This is a genomic window from Streptomyces gilvosporeus, from assembly GCF_002082195.1.
Classification (GTDB): Bacteria; Actinomycetota; Actinomycetes; order Streptomycetales; family Streptomycetaceae; genus Streptomyces; species Streptomyces gilvosporeus.
Genome location: NZ_CP020569.1, coordinates 7,485,785 through 7,504,224 on the forward strand (window position 1 = coordinate 7,485,785; position 18,440 = coordinate 7,504,224).

Consider the following 18,440-nt stretch of genomic DNA (forward strand, 5'->3'; position numbering starts at 1 on the left):
GACAACGGAAAGGGACTGATGAAACAGCAAGGGATCTGTACCTGCTGGCCCGGCACGACCTTATGGCTGACCGGCCTGCCAAGTGCGGGCAAGACCACCCTCGCCCATGAACTGGCCGGGAGGCTGCGTGCGGACGGCCGTCGCGTCGAGGTGCTCGACGGCGACGAGATCCGGTCGTTCCTCTCCGCCGGACTCGGCTTCAGCCGTGCGGACCGGGACGCCAACGTCCAGCGCATCGGCCTGGTGGCGGAGGTCCTGGCACGCAACGGTGTCATGGCTCTGGTGCCCGTGATCGCTCCCTACGCAGTCAGCAGGGCAGCCGTACGCCGGCGGCACGAAAGCAGCAACACCCCGTATCTGGAGGTGCATGTCGCCACTCCGGTCGAGGTGTGCTCCGAACGCGATGTGAAGGGGCTCTACGCCCGGCAGGCAGCCGGTGAGATCACCGGCCTGACCGGCGTCGACGATCCGTACGAGGCACCGGAGAAGCCGGATCTGCGGATCGAGACGCACACCCAGACCGTGCAGGAATCCGCGGCAGCGCTGCACACGCTGCTGACCGAAAGGGGACTGGCATGACGACGGCGGCTGTCACGCAGGGAGCCGTACGGGACCCGGGAGGTGACGGCCACCCGCGGCGGACGGACCACCAGGACCGAACCGCAGGCTCCCCGTACTCCCTGACCCACCTGGACGTCCTGGAGTCCGAGGCCGTGCACATCTTCCGGGAGGTGGCGGGTGAGTTCGAGCGTCCGGTGATCCTCTTCTCCGGCGGCAAGGACTCCATCGTCATGCTGCACTTGGCGCTGAAGGCGTTCGCACCTGCGCCGGTGCCGTTCTCCCTGCTGCACGTCGACACCGGGCACAACTTCCCCGAGGTCCTGGAGTACCGGGACCGGACCGTGGCCCGGCATGGCCTGCGGCTGCATATCGCCTCCGTACAGGACTACATCAACCGCGGTGAGCTCCGCGAACGCCCGGACGGCACGCGAAACCCACTACAGACCGTGCCGCTGACCGACGCCATCAGGAACGCGCGCTTCGATGCGGTCTTCGGCGGTGGCCGCCGGGACGAGGAGAAGGCCCGTGCCAAGGAGCGTGTCTTCTCCCTGCGCGACGAGTTCTCGCAGTGGGATCCGCGGCGCCAGCGTCCGGAGCTGTGGCAGCTCTACAACGGCCGGCATGCGCCAGGCGAGCACGTCAGGGTCTTCCCGCTCTCCAACTGGACCGAGTTGGACGTCTGGCAGTACATCGACCGCGAGCAGATCGAGCTGCCCGCCATCTACTTCTCACACGAGCGTGAGGTGTTCCGACGAGCCGGCATGTGGCTGACCGCGGGCGACTGGGGTGGTCCCGGAGACGGGGAGACGGTCGAGAAGCGTCGAGTGCGCTACCGCACCGTCGGCGACATGTCCTGCACCGGCGCAGTCGACTCCGACGCCGCCACGCTCAACGCCGTGATCGCCGAGATCGCCGCGTCCCGGCTCACCGAACGGGGGGCGACCCGCGCCGACGACAAGCTCTCCGAAGCCGCCATGGAAGACCGCAAGCGCGAAGGGTATTTCTAAAGATGACCATCGATACGCTGCGCTTCGCCACCGCCGGTTCGGTGGACGACGGCAAGTCGACCCTGGTCGGGCGGCTGCTGCACGATTCCAAGGCAGTGCTCGCCGACCAGATGGAGGCCGTGGAGCGGGCCTCGCTGGGGCGTGGCCAGGAAGCCCCCGACCTGGCCCTGCTCACCGACGGGCTGCGCGCCGAACGAGAACAGGGCATCACCATCGACGTCGCCTACCGCTACTTCGCCACGCCCCAGAGGCGGTTCATCCTGGCCGACACCCCAGGCCACGTGCAGTACACGCGCAACATGGTCACCGGCGCTTCCACCGCCGACCTTGCGGTCGTCCTGGTGGACGCCCGCCACGGCGTCGTCGAGCAGACCCGCCGGCACGCCGCGGTCGCCGCGCTGCTCCGCGTCCCACAGGTCGTCCTCACGGTGAACAAGATGGACCTGGTCGGCTACCAGGAGTCCGTCTTCGCCGCCATCGCCGAGGAGTTCACCGCCTACGCGACCCAGCTGGGCATACGGCAGATCACCACCGTTCCGGTCTCCGCGCTCGACGGCGACAACGTCGTGGAACCCTCCCGCAACATGGACTGGTACGGCGGCCCGACGGTCCTGGAACACTTGGAGACCGTGCCCGTCGGCCACCGGACGAACGACGAACCCGCCCGGATTCCGGTGCAGTACGTCATCCGGCCGCAGACCGCCGAGAACCCCGACTACCGCGGCTACGCGGGCCAGATCACCTCCGGCGCACTGCACGTGGGCGAGCCGGTGACCGTACTGCCCTCGGGACGTACGAGCACCGTCGAAGCCATCGACATGCTCGGTGAGCCCGTGGGTACCGCCTGGGCGCCGCAGTCGGTGACCGTGCGCCTGACCGACGGCATCGACGTCTCGCGCGGCGACTTGATCGCACCGACCGCCACGGCTCCCACTGTCACCCGCGAAGTCGGTGCAACGGTCTGCCACGTGGCCGACCGTCCACTCACCATCGGCCAGCGGGTGCTGCTCAAGCACACCACCCGTACGGTCAAGGCGATTGTCGAGGAAATCCCCTCGCGGCTCGCGCTGGACGACCTGTCCCAGCACCCAGCGCCGGGCGAGCTGGTCGCCAACGACATCGGACGAGTCCGGGTCCGTACCGCGGAGCCGCTCGCGCTCGACGCATACGCCGACTCCCGCCGCACCGGCTCCTTCCTGCTCATCGATCCCGCCGACGGCACCACGCTCGCTGCCGGCATGGCCGACGCCACGGGGTGAGACATGAGCGCGGACACCTTTCACGTCGTGGTGGTCGGGGCGGGTGCGTCCGGCACGCTGGCCGCTGCCCGCCTGCTGGACGCCGCGGCCGACGCCGGGCTCCGGACCGTCGTCGACCTCGTCGACCCCGCCCCGACCACCGGGCGGGGCCTCGCCTACGCCACGCCCGACCCACGGCACCTGCTGAACGTGCCGGCCGGGCGGATGAGCGCCCTACCGGACACCGGCGATGACTTCGTGCGCTGGCTCTCAGGCCGCGAGGGCCGCAGGGTCGACCCGGGGGAGTACGTTCCCCGCACGCTGTTCGGCAGCTACCTGGCCGACGCCCTGGACCGGTCGGCCGCCGCCTGCCACGGCATCGGGGTGCTCCGGCGGCGGCACGACCGCGTCGTGGCGATCGACCGCCTCACCAGGACCGGTCACAGGCTGGCCGGGGACACGGATGTCGGCGTCCGGCTGCGGCTGCGCACCGGCGGGACGCTCGACGCCGACGCGGCGGTCCTGGCACTGGGCAACCTCGCGCCCGGAACCGCCTGGCTCCCGGCGGGACTTGCGGACTCTCCCGGCTTCGTGGCCGATCCCTGGCGTCCCGGTGCGCTCGCAGACGTACCGGCCGACCGCGATGTGCTGCTCGTGGGCACCGGCCTGACCATGTGTGACATGGCTCGGACACTGGCACGCCCGGGCCGCACGGTGCACGCCGTCTCCCGGCACGGACTGCTGCCACAGGCTCACGCCCGCGGAGCGCCGACAGCGCCGGCAGACACGACCAGGCATCCGCCCCCGGTACCCGAACCGCACGACCTCGCACGGCTGAAACGCCGAATACGGCACCGGGCCGCGTTCTACCGAAGGCTGTACGGGGACTGGCGCCCCGCCATCGACGAACTGCGTCCGGATATCCCGTTGCTGTGGCAGCAGCTCTCCGTCCCGGACCGCGACCGATTCCTCACCGCTGAGCTGCGAGAATGGGAAGTGCACCGACACCGACTGCCGCCGGCGACCGACCGGGCGCTGACCGCTGCCCGGCGCGCCGGCTTGTTGACCGTCCAGGCGGCGGAAGTCGTCGCTGCGCAGAGGAACAACGACAGCCGCGAGGTCGCCGTACGGCTGTCCGACGGCCGGTCCGTGACCGTGGGCGCCGTCCTCAATTGCACCGGAACCGAGAGCAGAGTGAAGGAGCTGACCGACCCACTCGTCCGAAACCTCCTCGGCTCGGGGGTTGCCACACCCGGCCCGCACGGCCTCGGTTTCGACACCACCCCGGAGGGACGGCTGATGTCGGCTGCTGGCCACGACGCGGCGCCTGTGTGGACGCTCGGCCAACTACGCCGCGGGAACCTGTGGGAGACGACGGCTATTGCCGAGATCCGTGCCCAGGCCCGTGAACTGGCATCCCGGATTCTGGAGAGTGCCGTGACGCCGACACTGGTCTGACGCGTGCGTCGTATCACCAGATCAGTCAGGGTGGACGATCAGCCATGATATGGCGTGGCTCTGGCCCAGGAATCGAACGCCTGCCTACGGCAGCCGCAATTCACCCCGCATCATCGACATGTGCGTAAGGTCCAAGTCCCCCCTCGGGCACTCAAATACACACATGTCGGGCGGGCTGTGACCGGACGGTCACTACCCGTTCGCGATTTCGGCCGGATCGGGTCTGTGCGGCCTCCTGCTACGGGAGACGGTCGTTGAGCGGGGGGACGGTGAGCAGGGTGCGGTAGGTGGCGGCGTCGTCGGGTTCGCCGACGCGGCGGCCGTCGGCTTCGACCCAGGCGTGGGCGGCGAAGGGCGGGGTGCGCACTCCGGTGGACCAGGTGGGCCAGGTGCCGCCGAGGCGGCACAACAGGGCCGTGGCGAGGGAGCGTTGGAGGCAGTAGCGCCCGGAGCACAGGACGCTGACGGCCGTGACGTCCTGCCGGGCCCGCAGGGCCGTGGCGTGGTCGGCGGGCCGCGCTCCTCGGCGCGCGGCGCGCAGGAAAGCCTGTAGACGCTTGGGCGGCAGGTGGGCCAGTAGCCGCGCGGCGGCGACGGCGGTGCGGGCTGCGGTACGGCGGCCGAGCGGGGGACGGTTGTGGTGGACGTCGAGGATCTGGCTCATGGGGCGTCGACCACCAGTCCGCAGCGGGTGAGACGGTCGAGCAGGGCGGTGACGTCGGCCGCGGCCCGATCGCGGGGGACGGGGCGGGTGGCGGCGAGTCTGTCGGCGATCTGCTGGGGGCCGGCGCCGTCGAGGAGTGCCTGGAGGACAGTTGCGCCGGTGGCGTTGAGTTGCCAGTAGCGGCCGTTGCGTTCGTCGAGGAGGACCATGCCTTCGTCGGTGGGGCAGCATGCGATGTCACTGCGCAGCCGTGTCAAAGGGGTACTCCTCGTGTGGGTGGTGGCGAGGGGCTGAGGTGGGCGGGGTCGGGGTGGGCGGCCAGGTCGCGCAGCCATGCCTCGGCACCCAGTGTGTTCTCCAGTTCCGGGGCGCCGCCGATGTTCAGTTCGGGGCTGATCAGGGCGCGGCGCAGGAGTTCGGGGTCGGCGAGGCCGGCGGCGGCGAGGTGTGAGGTGTCGGCGATGTCGGCCAGGTGGCGGCGGTGGGTGCGCAGGCCGAGGTACCAGTCGGGGCCGCAGTGGTCCTTGGTGGTGCGGTGCAGGATGTGTTCGGGCACCAGGCCGTCCATCGCGGCGGCCAGCAGGGGTTTGTAGGCCCAGGGGTGGCCCGCTTCGTGGGGGCGGACGGTCAGGCAGGCGGTCAGGACGTCGTCGTCGCAGAAGGGGCTGTCCGTCGGCAGCCCTTGAGCGATGGACGCCTCGTGGAGAAGGGCAGCGGCGCGCCCGGCCTCGCGCATCTGGTGGAGCCAGGCGTGTCGGCCGGGGTCGGGGTCCAGCGGCTCGGAGCGTTCGGCTGCGCGGCGCAGGACTGCGGCAACCAGGCCCACGGCTTGATCGCTCGCCCAGGGTGGCAGGGCCGGCCGGGGTCCCCACGGGGCGGGGCCCGGGTTCGCCCTGGGGTCTTCGCGCAGGCGTGCGGCGGCGTCGGCGAGCCAGGCGGGATAGGAACGGGTGCGCAGCAGCGTCCGCGCGGTGGTCGGCAGGCTCCATCGGCCGCGGGCCTTGAATCCGCTGGTGGCCCGCAGCGCGGTGAGGGGGCTACAGCGCCAGAGGGTGTGGAGGTAGGCGTCGGGGGGCACGACCGCGTGGTCACCTCCGTGTCCCGACAGGCGCAGTTCGGCCCCCCGGGCGCGCAGCGCGTCGGCCGTGTGGCAGTGCCGTGCCCGGTTGCGCAGGAGGCCCGAGGGCTCTTCCAGGGGCGCGCGGCGTTGGTCGAGACCGGTGAAGCACGCAGGCAGGTCGGCGGAGGTGAAAATCTGGGGTTCGACATGGGGCAGGCGGTCGGCGGCGAAGCGGGCGTAGTGGTGGTCCTGATTGCCGGGGCCGTTCCAGTGCTGGGTGGAGGTGACCAGATGAGCTCCGGCTTCGGCAGCCAGGAAACACAGCGATGTGGAATCCATGCCGCCGGACAGATCCGCGGCCAGTACCCGGCCCGGACGCACGCGCAGGGCCACGGCGGCTCGCAGGGCCTCACGCAACAGGCCCGCAGCGTCCACCATAGGCAGGTACGCGGGCGGTGGCCGCCACCACGTGGTGGTGTACGCACGTCCGTCAGGAGCGACGCGGAGAGCGTGGCCGGGCTCGACGGTTTCCACCCCGGTCCACATCGCGGCGTCGGCCAACGGGTGCGGCAGGTAGGGCGCGGCAAGACGGGCGGCGACCCGGGCCGGATCAAGGTCGGCTTCGGTGAGGTGGGCCAGCGTGCGGGCCCGGTCCGCGCACACCGTCACTCCCTCGACCGAGGCCCGGTACAGGCGCCGGGCCCCGAAGGCGCTGCCGCGCACATACAGATGGCCGTCCACGGACGCGGCTATGTGGTAACTGCCGTGTACCCCGTCCAGCGCGGATTCGATGTCGGCGACTGTACGGACCCGCTTCAGACGGGCCGTCAGGTCCACGGGCGTCGTTGATGAGGTACCCATGACCGCCAGCATCCGTCCGCCCTGCGAAGCCAGAACCATCTGCTCCGGCGGCCAGGAACCCACCAGCCACGGCCGGCCCGATGGATGACACACCACATCGACGGCCTCCTCCCGCAGCCGTGCCGCACATCCCTGCCGTGTCTCCTGGTCCGGGAAGGCCACGAACCAGCACGCCACCGTGTCACTCATTCAGCAGCCCACCCCTGACGTCTCGCACCCGCTACCCGGCACTCCTGACCCGAACCGCGAACGGGCTCCGCCGGGCCCGGTGTCCCTCCCCGCCGGCGGTCGACCCGCGAGGACCGCCAGTGGGAACGTGCGGGTGCCGGCCCTCGCCGTATGGCGACCATGCACCGGCACCCGCACGTCACGTCACGTCACGACCACTGGTACCAGGTAGCGCCGTCCTCGACCTTGTCCCCGGCGTTGCCCAGGGTGAGGTCGGCGAAGTGGCCGACCTCGACCAGCAACGGGGACTCGTACACGTCAGCGGTCTCGATGTTCAGTGTCTCGCTCAAGGTGAGCACCTCCAGATCAACACGGGCGGACGGTCCAGCGGCTACCGGCAAAAGATCTGCTCTGCCAGGCTGAGAGCCTTCGGATTCGTCCACCCTTTCCGCACTGAGCCGGATCGGGCAGGCCCCGGCAAACACGGGCAGCCCATGTATGACTCCGGTAGCGCTGTCTCAGCACTGACCCATCAACCGTGGCAGCAGGGAATGAAATCCCAATGAAGGGTCGATGTCTCGGCGGCCACCGGCTCGGCGACCCTCACCGCGTTCACCGCGGGCGGTGTCGTCGGCACGCTGGCGGGAAGAGTTCGGTGCCGACGGGGCGCTCGCGAGCGAGCATCACGACGATGGCGGGTCGAAGAGGGCTGCCCGCCGTAGAACGTGCCCTTCCACTTCCTTCGCATCCCGATGTACCGGTACCGGCCGCCATTGAGGGATATTTTATTGGTTGCGCAATCATGGAACTGCGCGGAGATCCCACGCGTTCCAGGAAGTGACAGCGCACAGGAACGGAACGGCTGGAGGGTATTCATGGGTGTGACCCTGTCCAAGGGTGGCAATGTGTCGCTGAGCAAGGAGGCTCCCGGGCTGAGCGCCGTGACGATCGGCCTGGGCTGGGCCGTGCGCACCACCACGGGTGCCGACTACGACCTGGACGCCTCTGCCCTGATGTGTACCGCGTCCGGCAAGGTCGTCTCCGACCGGCACTTCGTCTTCTTCAACAACCTGAACAGCCCGGATGGTTCGGTAGTGCACTCCGGCGACAACCTCACCGGTGGAAGCCACGGCGACGACGAACAGATCCAGATCGACCTCGGTGCTGTGCCTGCCGAGGTCGCGAAGATCGTCTTTCCGGTCTCCATCTACGATGCCGAGCAGCGCAGCCAGAGCTTCGGCCAGGTCCGCGATGCGTTCATCCGCGTGGCCAACCAGGCCGACGGGCGGGAAATCGCGCGTTACGACCTCACCGAGGATGCCTCGACCGAGACCGCGATGGTCTTCGGCGAGGTCTACCGCCATGGCGCGGAGTGGAAGTTCCGCGCCATCGGCCAGGGCTATGCCTCGGGCTTGCAAGGCATTGCCCAAGATTTCGGTGTCAACGTCGGCTGAGGCTCAAAGACCGGATGCCGGCGAGTCTCTCAACCACCGGATACCGGGGCGGGGTTGATCGCTTATGCCCACCGCGGCGCGCGCCCGGGGAGGGTGGCATAGGGCCGATTCCCGAGCACGGTGGCGATGGCTCGCCGGCACCGTCGCCGCAGCCGGCCAAGCAACAGCCGGCCAAGCAACAGCCGGTCAAGTCGTAGCCGGTCAGGCAGTGGGACGCGTTCTTCGCCAACGCCAAGCCCCGCGTCACGGTCGGCGTCCTGGCCCCGGCGGCCGGCGCCGTCTAGCGCCGCCCGCCCCTGCTGACAGCCGCGCCCTCGCCGTGCTCATCCCTGGGCCCGGGAAGGTTCGCGGTCACGCGGCCGTCCTCGGCGAGTACGACAACGGTGTCGCCCTCGCTCAGGGAGAGCGGCGCGGTCTTGGCGGGATTGAGGAAGACCCCGTACGTAGGGGGTTCGTCGCTGTGCCGGGCGAGCCGGTATCCGATGGCGGTCTCGCCCCGTTGCCGGGCCGCCTCGATGACGGTCGCGAAGTTCGCCGGGGTGCCCGGGGTGAGGTAGCCGGGCGCCGGTTTGAGGTAGATCTCCGAGCCCTCGGGGTCGAAGAGGTCGGTGAACACGGCGTACAGGCCGCGGTCCTCGACCAGCTGGGTCAGCAGGAGGCTGATCACCTTGGTGCTGACGATGAAGTCGTCCGCCTTGGTGACCTGGGCGATCTCGCGGTTGGCGTCGCTGTTCATCTCGGTGACGATCGAATACGGGCTGCCCGATCGGACGGCGATGTCGCGCAGGTGGAGCAGCGTCACCAGGGTGCGGTCATCGGCCCGTTCGGGCGCGATGTCGTCGTCGGTCAGGACGATGATGTGGCGGTAGTCGTCGAGGCCCAGGGACTCCAGCGACGGCCGGAGCGTGGGTTCGCAGGGCCGGTAGCCCACCGTGAGGTTCTCCAGCCCCTGCCGGAAGTCTTCGTCGGGGCGTCGAGGGGCCGCGATGTCGATCAGCGAGTCGGGCTCCACCAGCCGGTCCAGCAGCCTGATGATCTTGGCTCCGCGGGAGTTCCATCCGATCACGAGCGTACGGTCGGGTACCGACGCCTGGCCGGGAGCCGAGGTGATCGCCGACTCGACGATGGCCGGCCGGGTGTCCGCCAGCCGCATGAGGAGGTCGTCCTCGGCGACCACGAGCACGTCGTCATCGGAGCCGATGACCGTGTCCATCGCCGGGTTGACCAGGACCTCCCCGTCGCTCCTGCGCAGACCGACCGGAATGCCGAGGTCGAACCCGTTGAGCGCCTCCCCGTACGTCGTGCCGGCCAGCGCGGCCGCCGGGTAGGGGTAGATCTCGTTGCCGACGAAGCTGAGCAGTTCGTCGAAGACCGTGGACAGACCGGACTGCCGGTGCGACTGCACGATCAGCCGTACGGCGATGTCATCGGCGTCGATCACCAGCGCCGTCTCGCCCGCGGCCAGCCGGGCCGCGGCCAGGTTCGGCGAACTTTGCACGGCGGCCACGATGTTCGGCAGCGCGCCCTTCCACCGGCGGCTGTTCAAGAGCAGCAGCACCTTGATGACGTCGGTGTCGCTGTCGTCCCCCACGGGAGGCAGCACCATCACGGACTTGGCCGCATCCAGACTCACCAGCTCCAGATCCGCGCGCTGAAGGGGGCTGCCGGAGCGGCAGATCACCCGCGTGCGGCCGGTGTCGGGGATCCGCCTGCGGATCGCGTCCTCCATCTCGACCTTGTCCCGGTCGGCGAGGATGACGACACACGAGCGCCGTTCGCTCTGGTTGGCCTCCACCAGCTCCGCGATGACGGTGAAGACCTGCTCCGACCAGCCCAGCACGATGGTGTGGCCGCGTTCGATCAACCGCGACTTGCCCTTGCGCAGCTCCTGGATCCTGGCCTCCAGGCCGGTGGTCAGCACGCCGATGAGCGCGCTGACGATGAAGATCCCGCCGAGGGTCACCGCCAGCATGAGCCCCAGGAACACCGGGCCGCCGGTGTCCCCGCCCATCGTGCCGGGATCGAGCGTACGCAGCAGACTCATCCAGGCGACGCCCAGCCAGCCGCCGTTCTTCTCGGTGTCCGAGTTCGTGAACACGACCACCAGAACGGTCACCACGGCGATCAAGGCGACCGACGTCAAACCCAGCCAGCCGATCAGGGCCGGCGTCCCCCGGTCCATCGTGCCGTCGAACCAGTACCGCAAACGGTCCCGCAGCCTCGCACGCACTACCGAAACCCTCTCCCTCCGCCACCGGACCGCCGCACCCGGCGACGCGTCAAACCTACCGTCGCGAGGGAGAGTTCATCCTGATCCCCGGCGTTCACTGTGCAGGCGCCTGGTGTGCCCGTGAGCCGCGGCGCCATGGTCTTCGGAGCGCTCTACCCGCGACGATCCGGAGGGGAAGTTCCGCGCTGTCGGCTACGGCTGTACGGCCGGACCCGCCGGTGCCTTGTGGCTTCCCGCCACGTGCTGCCACGTGCGAACCCTTGGCCGTATGGCTTCTTGAAGGGGAAGACGCTTCTCATCCTCGCCCAAGGTTATACAGTTGCGCAATGTAGCAAGCAAAAATACGGGTCCGGCTCATCGGCTGCTGACTCCGACGACAAGAGAGGTGGGCAGCCATGCTGCGCAACGGACTGGAACCCTGGCATCTGCTGGTCGTGGCCATCGTCGTGATCCTGCTCTTCGGCTCCAAGAAGCTGCCGGACACCGCACGCGCGCTGGGCAAATCGCTCCGGATCCTCAAGAGCGAGACCAAGGCCATGAAGGACGACGGCACGCCACCCACCACGACGTACGAGCCCGGCCCCCAGCCGCAGTCCGAGCCGGGGCCGCGCACCCTCCACACCGCACCCGGCGGCCCCGCCACCGGCCGCGCCGAGCCCGTCCGCCCGGAAAGCGAGGCCATGTCGGCACCCTCGTCCACACAGGCCGGCCCCGGCACCCCTCGCTGAAGTCCACCTGAAGGAGCACACCGGCCGGCATCGGCCGGTCCTGCGCTGCGCAGTCGAGCCACCTTGCTCTCTTACTCACAAGGGGATATGCGTGCACGAGCTTGACCGTTCACGGGCGGAGGACGTTCCACACTTTGAACGCCTTGTGGACCGGGCCCTGCATTCCGACGAGATCAGGGAAGTGGTCCACTTTGCGGACGGGGATCCCCGGGCCGAGCAGCTGCGCACCCAGGCATTCGAGGCGAGAGCGGCGATCGTTGCCACTGCGGACACCGAATACCGTGCCTATCTGAAGGCGCGCACTGCGGCGAGCCGGCCCCGCCCCGCACGCCAGTCGGCCGAGACCGCCACGACGACACGGCGTACCGGGGACGGATTGCTGCCCGCGCTCGGCGTGCTCGTGCCGGGTCTCGCGGCTGCGGCGGCCGTTGTCTTCCTGTTCTTCGGCCTCGGTCTGTGGGCCGTCGGCCTGCTTCCCCACCTCGCGGACGAGCTGATCGTCGCCGGCCTCACGGCAGCGGGCGTCGCGGTGACGGTGGCCTTGATCGGACTGCTCTGGCTGCTCGTCGCGGCGGTGCGCAACCGTGCCACCGCGTACGACACCGCGCCGGAGGCCGCGGACCCGACCATCGCGCAAGCGTATGAGGCATGGCAGCAGGCGGTGCTGGAGCGCGGCGTGATCCCGTTCCTGCTCGGCCGGCTCAACGACGCGCGCCCGGACGACGGCTCCGGGCCGGCCCATGGTCGGCCCATGGCTCTGCCGCCTGCGCGCGGGGCGGACTCGGCTCCTTCCGACAGCGGCTCCGAGGGCCGGCGCACGGGGCCCGGATTCAGCGCACCTGACTTCGCAAGCCCCGGCTTCGGCAGCCCGGATTTGCCAGGTCCCCGGCGCATGCCGGACGCGGAATGACGCAGTCGGCGGCGTCGACGGTTGTCGGGGGAGCCGGCGCGCGCCGCTGAGCTGCCGTGACAGTTCCACGAGATCCGTCGTCTGTGATGTGTGACAGGAGTTGCGCTGCACAGGCCACGGCTTGTTAGATTGCGCAACTACGCAACCGAGGCGGGGCCCGTGCTCCGTCTGCCCCTACGCCGCCGGGCGCCCCGCCGTACACCCGACGGCCCGGCCCGACGGGCCCGACCGTTCATGGGAGTGGGAGATGAGCGACCCGTGGGACGGCCCGGTCGGCCAGGCCACGCGCAGCCGTAGCGCCCGGGTGCCCGAACAGCACACGGCGGATTCCGGCGGAGAGCGCCCACCAGGCGGCCGGGCCGCGGCTCGGGCGGCCTCCCGCTCGCGCGGTGGCAAGAGCTCGCGTCGCGCCCGTCCGGTGCGGCGCGGAAGGCGGGTGCTGAAGATCGTGGGGATCTGCCTGGCCGTCCTCATGGTGGTCACCGCCGGAGTCGGCTGGTGGTTCTACCAGCACCTGAACGGCAACATCCACAGCGTCTCGCTCGACGGCCAGGGCGGCACGGAGAAAGCCGACGCGTTCGGCCGCACCCCCATCAACATCCTGGTCATGGGCTCGGACGGCCGTACCAGCAAGGAGGACTGCAAGCTCGGCGGCGGCTGCTCGCAGACCGGAGTGCAGACCGGCGGTGGGAACGCGGACGTGCAGATGGTGGTGCACATATCCGCCGACCGGTCCAACGCCACCGTCATGAGCATTCCCCGTGACACCCTGACGCACGTCCCGGCCTGCAAGGACAGCGCCAGCGGAGAGTCCACGGCCGGTTACTACGGCCAGATCAACAGCGCGCTCCAGTACGGCCCGGCCTGTCAGGTGGCCACCATCCACCAGCTCACCGGCATTCCCATCGACCACTTCGTCAAGCTCGACTTCTCCGGTGTGGTCAAGATGTCCGATGCGGTCGGCGGCGTCTCCGTGTGCGTCAGCGACAACGTCTATGACACCTACTCGCACCTGAAAGTGTCCAAGGGCGCCCACACTCTCAAGGGCCTCGCGGCCCTGGAGTTCGTCCGTTCCCGGCACGGCTTCGGCGACGGCAGCGACCTCGGCCGTACCGTCTCCCAGCACATCTTCCTCAGTGCGATGATCCGCAAGTTCAAGAGCGCGGGCACGCTCACCGATCCCACCGCGGTCTACGATCTCGCCGACGCCGCCACCAAGGCGCTGACCGTGGACGACGGCCTCGGCACCGTCTCGAAACTGGTGGCGCTCGCCGCCGACGTGAGCAAGGTCCCCACGAAGCGGATGACCTTCACCACCATGCAGACGGCCCCCGACCCGACCAACAGCGACCGCGTGGTGGTGGGCGCCGGCGCCAAGACCCTTTTCGCCACCATCGCCAACGACCAGTCCCTGACCACCGGTTCCGGCACGAAGTCCGCGGCGGCCCACTCGACCGCGAAACCCGAGGCCACCGCCTCGGCCGTGCCCGCCTCCCAGATCGACGTGACGGTCGAGAACGGCACGGACATCACCGGCCGCGCCTCCGCCCTTGCCACTGCGCTCACCGACAAGGGCTTCGGCTCCGGTACGACCACGGCCAACGCCCCGAGCACCGCGACGACCACCACCCTCACCTACGGTGCCGGCCGGAAGGCCGAGGCCCAGACGGCCGCCAAGTCCCTGGGCCTGCCCACCTCGCATCTGAAACAGGGCACCGGGACGGCCCTGACCTTGGTGATCGGCAGCGACTGGCCCAGCGGCGCCACCTATCCGAGCGGCACCTCCTCGCCGTCCGCCGACACGAAGACCGCGGTCTCCAACGCCCACGCCCAGACCGCCGATCAGGCCAAGACCTGCGCCAAGGTCAGCCCCTACAAGACCGTCAGCATCAACGGTGTCTCCATGACGCCCTCCCAGGCGTATGCGGCGGCGAGGGACAAGCCCGACTCCGATTCCTGAGACCGGGTTCAGGCGGATCCGGTCGATGGGGTGAGCATCTGCCGCCCGGCCGGGGCGCGCGAAGGCCATCGGATCGGCGCACGGTGGCCGTGTGTGGCGGCGCGCGGCGAGCGTCAGGTGGGTCGCGCCCCCAGTGCGCGGAGCAGGAACGGGAGGAGCTCGCGGATCGCGGCCTCGCCGGACGTGGAGTCGTCTGCGGTGGCCCGGTGTGCGGCGTCGGGGGTCAGGAAGAGGAGGCTGACCATCGAGCCGACGACCAGGTCGGCCAGCACATGTGCGTCCTCGAGCGGCGGGATGTCGCCGCGGGCGACGGCGCGGCGCACCACGGTGGCGGCCCGGTCGCGGACCGGCTGGATGATGGCGGTGTCGAGCACCCGGGCGAGGGCCTCGTTGTGTGCGGACTCGCCGATCAGGACGTGCAGCAGCCGGCCCCCGGGGCCCTCCAGCGTGTCGGCCTTGTCACGGAGCAGCGCGGCCAGGTCGCCTTCGAGGCCGCCGGTGTCCGGCTGGGGGCCGAGGTCGCTGGCCCAGCGCACGGCGGTGCCGACGACCAGGTCTTCCTTGGAGCGCCAGCGACGGTAGAGCGTTGCGGTGGAGACCCCGGCTCGTTTGGCCACCGCGGCCGTGGTCAGGCCGCCGTAGCCGCTCTCCTGGAGGACCTGGACGGTGGCCTCCAGCAGGGCCCGGTCGCGCTCGGCATCCCGCGGGCGGCCACGGGCGGGCGGCTGCCCCGCCGCGGTCTGGTTGCTCTCGGTACGTTCACCCACACCCGGAGTCTACCGGCCAAGCATTACGAAACGAAATATTTTCGTTTCGTGTAGCCTCGGCGTCATGACCTCATCGAACCCCGCCCCCGGCCCGGACGCTGCCGGCGTCGTGGGCCGGCTCCGTGCCACCTTCGCCACCCACCGCACCGTCTCCGCGAAGTGGCGGCGCGATCAGCTCACGGCCCTGCGCACCCTGCTCACCGAGCATCGCGACGACCTCCTCGGCGCGCTCGCCGCGGACCTCGGCAAGGGACCCGAGGAGGCCTACCGCACCGAGATCGGCTTCACGCTCAACGAGATCGACCACACCCTCGACCGGCTCGACGACTGGCTGGCACCCCGGCCCGCCGAGCTGCCCGAGCGGCTGCTCCCGGCGACCGCGCGGGTCGTGCGCGAACCGCTCGGCGTGGTGTTGGTGATCGCGCCCTGGAACTATCCGCTGCAACTGGCGCTCGCCCCGCTCGTCGGCGCGCTGGCCGCGGGCAACTGCGCCGTCGTCAAGCCCAGCGAGCTCGCCCCCGCAACCTCTGCTGCCATCGCCCGGCTGCTGCCGCGCTACCTGGACGCCGACGCGGTGGCCGTCGTCGAAGGGGCCGTCCCGGAGACCACCGCGCTACTGGCCCAGCGCTTCGACCACATCTTCTACACCGGCAACGGCACCGTCGGCCGCATCGTGATGACGGCCGCCGCCCAGCACCTGACACCGGTCACCCTGGAACTGGGCGGCAAGAGCCCCGTCGTCCTCGACCCCGGCACGGATCTGGCCACCGCCGCCCGCCGGCTGGTCGTCGGCAAGTTCCTCAACGCCGGCCAGACCTGCGTCGCTCCCGACTACGTCCTGGCCATCGGCGACACCGCCCGGGACATCGAACCGCACCTCGCCGAGGCGGTACGCGAGACCTACGGAGCCGACCCCGCCGCCGCTCCCGAGTACGGCCGGATCGTCAACGAACGCCACTTCGACCGGCTGACCGCGCTCCTCGACAGCGGCCGCACGGTCATCGGCGGCACCCACGACCGCGCCACCCGCTACCTGGCACCCACCGTCCTCGCGGACGTCTCCCCCCACGCCCCCGTGATGCAGGAAGAGATCTTCGGCCCGATCCTGCCGATCATCACCGTGCCCGACCTGGGAGCCGCCATCGCCTTCATCAACGACCGCGACAAGCCGCTGGCGCTGTACGCCTTCACCGACTCCGACGACACCAAGCACCGGCTGCTGACCGAGACCTCCTCCGGCGCACTCACCTTCGGCCTCCCGGTCGCCCACCTCACCGCACCCGACCTGCCGTTCGGCGGAGTCGGCGAAAGCGGCATGGGCCGCTACCACGGCGAGTACTCCATCGACACCTTCAGCCACACCAAGGCAGTGCTGGACAAGCCGCTGGACAAGCCGCTGGGCTGAGGCCCGCCGCCCGGGACCGCAAAGGGCCTGGTGTCTCTGCGGACGATCCGCAACGGGCGCTTCCCTCAGGCTCGCATGCCGCCGTCCACGCGAAGGACCGTGCCGGTGACGTAGGAGGAGCGGTCGCTGAGGAGCCAGGCGGCGGCCTGGGCGATCTCTTCCGGATCGGCGGCGCGGCCCAGCGGGGTCTGGGCGTTGAGCTGGTCAATAGTGCCGGGAGACCTCTCGTCCCACTCGTGCAGCATCTCGGTGAGCGTGGTGCCCGGTGCGATGGCGTTGACACGGATGCCCTCCGGGCCGTACGTGGCGGCCGCCGATGCGGTGAGGCTGTTGACCGCCCGCTTCGCCGCGCCGTATGCGGGCAGCGCGGGGTTGGCCATCAGGCTGCCGACGCTGGAGGTGTTGACGAGGGCCCCACGCTTCGCGGTGGCGCGGATGGCGGCGATCTCGGCGGTCATGGCCAGCCACGGGCCCTTGAGGTTGACGTTGCAGACGTGGTCGAAATCAGCCTCCGAGAGCTGATCCATCGGGCCGGGCGGCTGGCCTGTCGCGCCGTTGTTGAAGGCCACGTCGAGTCGGCCGTACAGCTCTACGGACCGGTCGACGGCGGCGCGGACACCGGCCGGGTCGGCCAGGTCGCACAGCACGTAGTCCGCTGTGCCGCCGGCCGTCCGGATCTCCTCGGTGACCGCCTTGAGTTGGGCCTCCGTGCGGGCCGCGAGGAGTACCCGGGCTCCCTCCCTGGCAAACAGCCGCGCTGCCGCCGCGCCAATGCCGCGACCGGCACCAGTGATGAAGGCGACCTTGCCGGCGAGCAGGCCCGAGGCCGTGGTGGACGTGATCGGTGAGTTGTTCATGCCGATGAGCCTGTGTCCGACCGCCCGGCCCATCCAGGCACCGGCGGTACCTGGATGGGCGCCTCGGCACCGCGCACACTGGCCGGATGGATCGACGAGAACTGGCCGACTTCCTGCGCAGCAGGCGCGAGCGCATCACCCCCGCCGACGTGGGGTTGCCCGCAGGACCGCGCCGCCGCACCCCGGGGCTGCGCCGCGAAGAGGTGGCGCAGCTGGCGTTCATCTCCGCCGAGTACTACACGCGCCTGGAGCAGGCCCGCTCCCCGCAGCCCTCACGCGAGGTGCTGGCCCAACTCGCCCGCGCGCTGCGCCTGTCGGACGTCGAGCGCGACCACCTTCACCACCTCACCGGTGTCGCGCCCTGCCCTCCGCCCGAGCCGTCGCGGGAGGTACGGCAGAGCATCGTCGACCTGCTGCACCGGCTGCCGGAGGCCGCGGCCATCGTGCTGTCCGCGACGTACGAGGTCATCGCCTGGAACGACCTGGCCGCCGCCCTGATGGAGGACTTCTCCGCCCTGCCGCGCCGGGACCGGAACCTCATCCGGCGCGCCTTCCTCGGCCCGCACCGAAACGGCCGACGGCTGTACGGCGTCTCGGACGCGGACGCGTTCATCCGGACCTCGGCCCAGCACCTGCGCGCCGCCGCAGCTCGCTACCCCCATGCCCCGGAGGTGACCGCGCTGGTCGACGAACTCCGCGCCGAAAGCGCGGAGTTCGCCCGTCTCTGGGCCGCCCACGAGGTGACCAACCGACCCACTCTCTGCAAGACCTTCGACCACCCCCTCGTCGGCCCCGTCGCGGTCTCCTGCGACGTCCTGGACATCGCCGACCGGGACCAGCGAGTCATCATGTACACCGCCACCCCCGGCTCACCGTCGGCGGAAGCACTGCGACTGCTGTCAGTCGTCGGCATGCAGCGCATGGACGTGCCCGGCTGATCTGTCTCCCGTCCTGTCTCCCCCCTGACGACGGTGTACTCGGCCGTGGTGTCGCTGTTGAGGCCGAGTTCCCCTTGGGGAACCGGAACCGGACATGAGCCGGAACGCGCCCGCCCGCGTCTTCGCTTCCGCCGGGCCTCGCGTTTCCGATGGCGCCGATTGTCTTGTGTGGAG

17 protein-coding genes are annotated in these 18,440 nt (G+C 70.2%); 10 read left to right on the plus strand and 7 right to left on the minus strand.

The features are described 5' to 3' along the window. Nucleotides 1-18: 18 nt before the first annotated feature. From cysC to B1H19_RS33115, 4 genes are read left to right on the plus strand one after another with little or no spacing between them, the layout of a single operon-like run. The gene (gene cysC, locus B1H19_RS33100) at nucleotides 19-579 is read left to right on the plus strand and encodes an adenylyl-sulfate kinase (RefSeq protein WP_083110020.1); all 561 of its coding nucleotides are present in this window, start codon (nucleotides 19-21) and stop codon (nucleotides 577-579) included. Further along, nucleotides 576-1,568 carry a sulfate adenylyltransferase subunit CysD gene (cysD, locus tag B1H19_RS33105; RefSeq protein WP_237289639.1) on the plus strand — a complete coding sequence of 331 codons (993 nt, stop codon included), beginning with the start codon at nucleotides 576-578 and terminating at the stop codon, nucleotides 1,566-1,568. The genes cysC and cysD overlap by 4 nt, the downstream gene beginning before the upstream one ends. 2 nt (nucleotides 1,569-1,570) lie before the next feature. After that, nucleotides 1,571-2,827 (plus strand): sulfate adenylyltransferase subunit 1, encoded by a 1,257-nt coding sequence (locus B1H19_RS33110; RefSeq protein WP_083108573.1) that lies wholly within the window; start codon nucleotides 1,571-1,573, stop codon nucleotides 2,825-2,827. 3 nt (nucleotides 2,828-2,830) lie between these two features. Continuing rightward, complete coding sequence (locus B1H19_RS33115; RefSeq protein ID WP_083108574.1) at nucleotides 2,831-4,264, plus strand: FAD/NAD(P)-binding protein; 1,434 nt, start codon at nucleotides 2,831-2,833, stop codon at nucleotides 4,262-4,264. A gap of 238 nt (nucleotides 4,265-4,502) precedes the next feature. Here the strand turns inward: B1H19_RS33115 and B1H19_RS33120 are convergent, their stop codons facing one another. The 4 genes from B1H19_RS33120 to B1H19_RS38980 all read right to left on the minus strand — a co-directional run bounded on the left by B1H19_RS33120 (nucleotide 4,503) and on the right by B1H19_RS38980 (nucleotide 7,367). Then, nucleotides 4,503-4,928, minus strand: coding sequence for a lasso peptide biosynthesis B2 protein (locus B1H19_RS33120; RefSeq protein ID WP_083108575.1), 426 nt, complete (start codon nucleotides 4,926-4,928; stop codon nucleotides 4,503-4,505). Next, a complete protein-coding gene (locus tag B1H19_RS33125) occupies nucleotides 4,925-5,185 on the minus strand; it encodes a lasso peptide biosynthesis PqqD family chaperone (protein WP_237289640.1) in 261 nt (86 codons plus the stop codon). The genes B1H19_RS33120 and B1H19_RS33125 overlap by 4 nt, the downstream gene beginning before the upstream one ends. Further along, entirely contained in the window at nucleotides 5,182-7,038 is a 1,857-nt protein-coding gene (locus tag B1H19_RS33130) for an asparagine synthase-related protein (protein WP_083108577.1), read from the minus strand. Before B1H19_RS33130 ends, B1H19_RS33125 begins: the two co-directional genes overlap by 4 nt. A 188-nt stretch (nucleotides 7,039-7,226) precedes the next feature. Beyond that, nucleotides 7,227-7,367, minus strand: a complete 141-nt coding sequence (locus B1H19_RS38980; protein WP_159028201.1) for a lasso RiPP family leader peptide-containing protein — start codon at nucleotides 7,365-7,367, stop codon at nucleotides 7,227-7,229. 525 nt (nucleotides 7,368-7,892) lie between these two features. On the opposite strand from B1H19_RS38980, the gene B1H19_RS33135 reads away from it, so the two are divergent. Then, the gene (locus tag B1H19_RS33135) at nucleotides 7,893-8,471 is read left to right on the plus strand and encodes a TerD family protein (RefSeq protein WP_083108578.1); all 579 of its coding nucleotides are present in this window, start codon (nucleotides 7,893-7,895) and stop codon (nucleotides 8,469-8,471) included. A gap of 280 nt (nucleotides 8,472-8,751) precedes the next feature. Here the strand turns inward: B1H19_RS33135 and B1H19_RS33140 are convergent, their stop codons facing one another. Beyond that, a complete protein-coding gene (locus B1H19_RS33140; protein WP_237289641.1) occupies nucleotides 8,752-10,701 on the minus strand; it encodes a CASTOR/POLLUX-related putative ion channel in 1,950 nt (649 codons plus the stop codon). Between the two features lie 395 nt (nucleotides 10,702-11,096). On the opposite strand from B1H19_RS33140, the gene tatA reads away from it, so the two are divergent. The 3 genes from tatA to B1H19_RS33155 all read left to right on the plus strand — a co-directional run bounded on the left by tatA (nucleotide 11,097) and on the right by B1H19_RS33155 (nucleotide 14,299). Continuing rightward, the gene (gene tatA, locus B1H19_RS33145; RefSeq protein ID WP_083108579.1) at nucleotides 11,097-11,429 is read left to right on the plus strand and encodes a Sec-independent protein translocase subunit TatA; all 333 of its coding nucleotides are present in this window, start codon (nucleotides 11,097-11,099) and stop codon (nucleotides 11,427-11,429) included. A 91-nt stretch (nucleotides 11,430-11,520) separates the two neighbouring features. Beyond that, a complete protein-coding gene (locus B1H19_RS33150) occupies nucleotides 11,521-12,339 on the plus strand; it encodes a hypothetical protein (protein WP_083108580.1) in 819 nt (272 codons plus the stop codon). Nucleotides 12,340-12,586: 247 nt separating this feature from the next. Continuing rightward, the gene (locus B1H19_RS33155; RefSeq protein WP_237289643.1) at nucleotides 12,587-14,299 is read left to right on the plus strand and encodes an LCP family protein; all 1,713 of its coding nucleotides are present in this window, start codon (nucleotides 12,587-12,589) and stop codon (nucleotides 14,297-14,299) included. Between the two features lie 113 nt (nucleotides 14,300-14,412). On the opposite strand, the gene B1H19_RS33160 is transcribed toward B1H19_RS33155, so the two are convergent. Continuing rightward, on the minus strand, nucleotides 14,413-15,066 hold the full coding sequence (locus B1H19_RS33160; protein WP_083108582.1) for a TetR/AcrR family transcriptional regulator: 654 nt from the start codon (nucleotides 15,064-15,066) through the stop codon (nucleotides 14,413-14,415). A gap of 64 nt (nucleotides 15,067-15,130) precedes the next feature. Between B1H19_RS33160 and B1H19_RS33165 the strand changes: the two genes are divergently transcribed. After that, complete coding sequence (locus tag B1H19_RS33165) at nucleotides 15,131-16,471, plus strand: aldehyde dehydrogenase family protein (protein ID WP_083108583.1); 1,341 nt, start codon at nucleotides 15,131-15,133, stop codon at nucleotides 16,469-16,471. Between the two features lie 65 nt (nucleotides 16,472-16,536). Here B1H19_RS33165 and B1H19_RS33170 read toward each other — a convergent pair whose 3' ends face one another. Beyond that, complete coding sequence (locus tag B1H19_RS33170) at nucleotides 16,537-17,328, minus strand: SDR family NAD(P)-dependent oxidoreductase (RefSeq protein WP_237289644.1); 792 nt, start codon at nucleotides 17,326-17,328, stop codon at nucleotides 16,537-16,539. 86 nt (nucleotides 17,329-17,414) lie between these two features. Here B1H19_RS33170 and B1H19_RS33175 point away from each other — a divergent pair, with 86 nt between their 5' ends. Then, complete coding sequence (locus tag B1H19_RS33175; protein WP_083108585.1) at nucleotides 17,415-18,266, plus strand: helix-turn-helix transcriptional regulator; 852 nt, start codon at nucleotides 17,415-17,417, stop codon at nucleotides 18,264-18,266. The last annotated feature ends 174 nt before the right edge of the window (nucleotides 18,267-18,440 follow it).

Bases quoted from the DNA above. Each gene is read 5' to 3' on its own strand.
- cysD (WP_237289639.1), top strand. From the start codon at position 576: ATGACGACGGCGGCTGTCACGCAGGGAGCCGTACGGGACCCGGGAGGT.
- B1H19_RS33110 (WP_083108573.1), top strand. From the start codon at position 1,571: ATGACCATCGATACGCTGCGCTTCGCCACCGCCGGTTCGGTGGACGAC.
- B1H19_RS33165 (WP_083108583.1), top strand. From the start codon at position 15,131: ATGACCTCATCGAACCCCGCCCCCGGCCCGGACGCTGCCGGCGTCGTG.
- B1H19_RS33115 (WP_083108574.1), top strand. From the start codon at position 2,831: ATGAGCGCGGACACCTTTCACGTCGTGGTGGTCGGGGCGGGTGCGTCC.
- tatA (WP_083108579.1), top strand. From the start codon at position 11,097: ATGCTGCGCAACGGACTGGAACCCTGGCATCTGCTGGTCGTGGCCATC.
- B1H19_RS33135 (WP_083108578.1), top strand. From the start codon at position 7,893: ATGGGTGTGACCCTGTCCAAGGGTGGCAATGTGTCGCTGAGCAAGGAG.
- B1H19_RS33175 (WP_083108585.1), top strand. From the start codon at position 17,415: ATGGATCGACGAGAACTGGCCGACTTCCTGCGCAGCAGGCGCGAGCGC.
- B1H19_RS33170 (WP_237289644.1), bottom strand. From the start codon at position 17,328: ATGAACAACTCACCGATCACGTCCACCACGGCCTCGGGCCTGCTCGCC.
- B1H19_RS33120 (WP_083108575.1), bottom strand. From the start codon at position 4,928: ATGAGCCAGATCCTCGACGTCCACCACAACCGTCCCCCGCTCGGCCGC.
- cysC (WP_083110020.1), top strand. From the start codon at position 19: ATGAAACAGCAAGGGATCTGTACCTGCTGGCCCGGCACGACCTTATGG.
- B1H19_RS33130 (WP_083108577.1), bottom strand. From the start codon at position 7,038: ATGAGTGACACGGTGGCGTGCTGGTTCGTGGCCTTCCCGGACCAGGAG.
- B1H19_RS33155 (WP_237289643.1), top strand. From the start codon at position 12,587: ATGAGCGACCCGTGGGACGGCCCGGTCGGCCAGGCCACGCGCAGCCGT.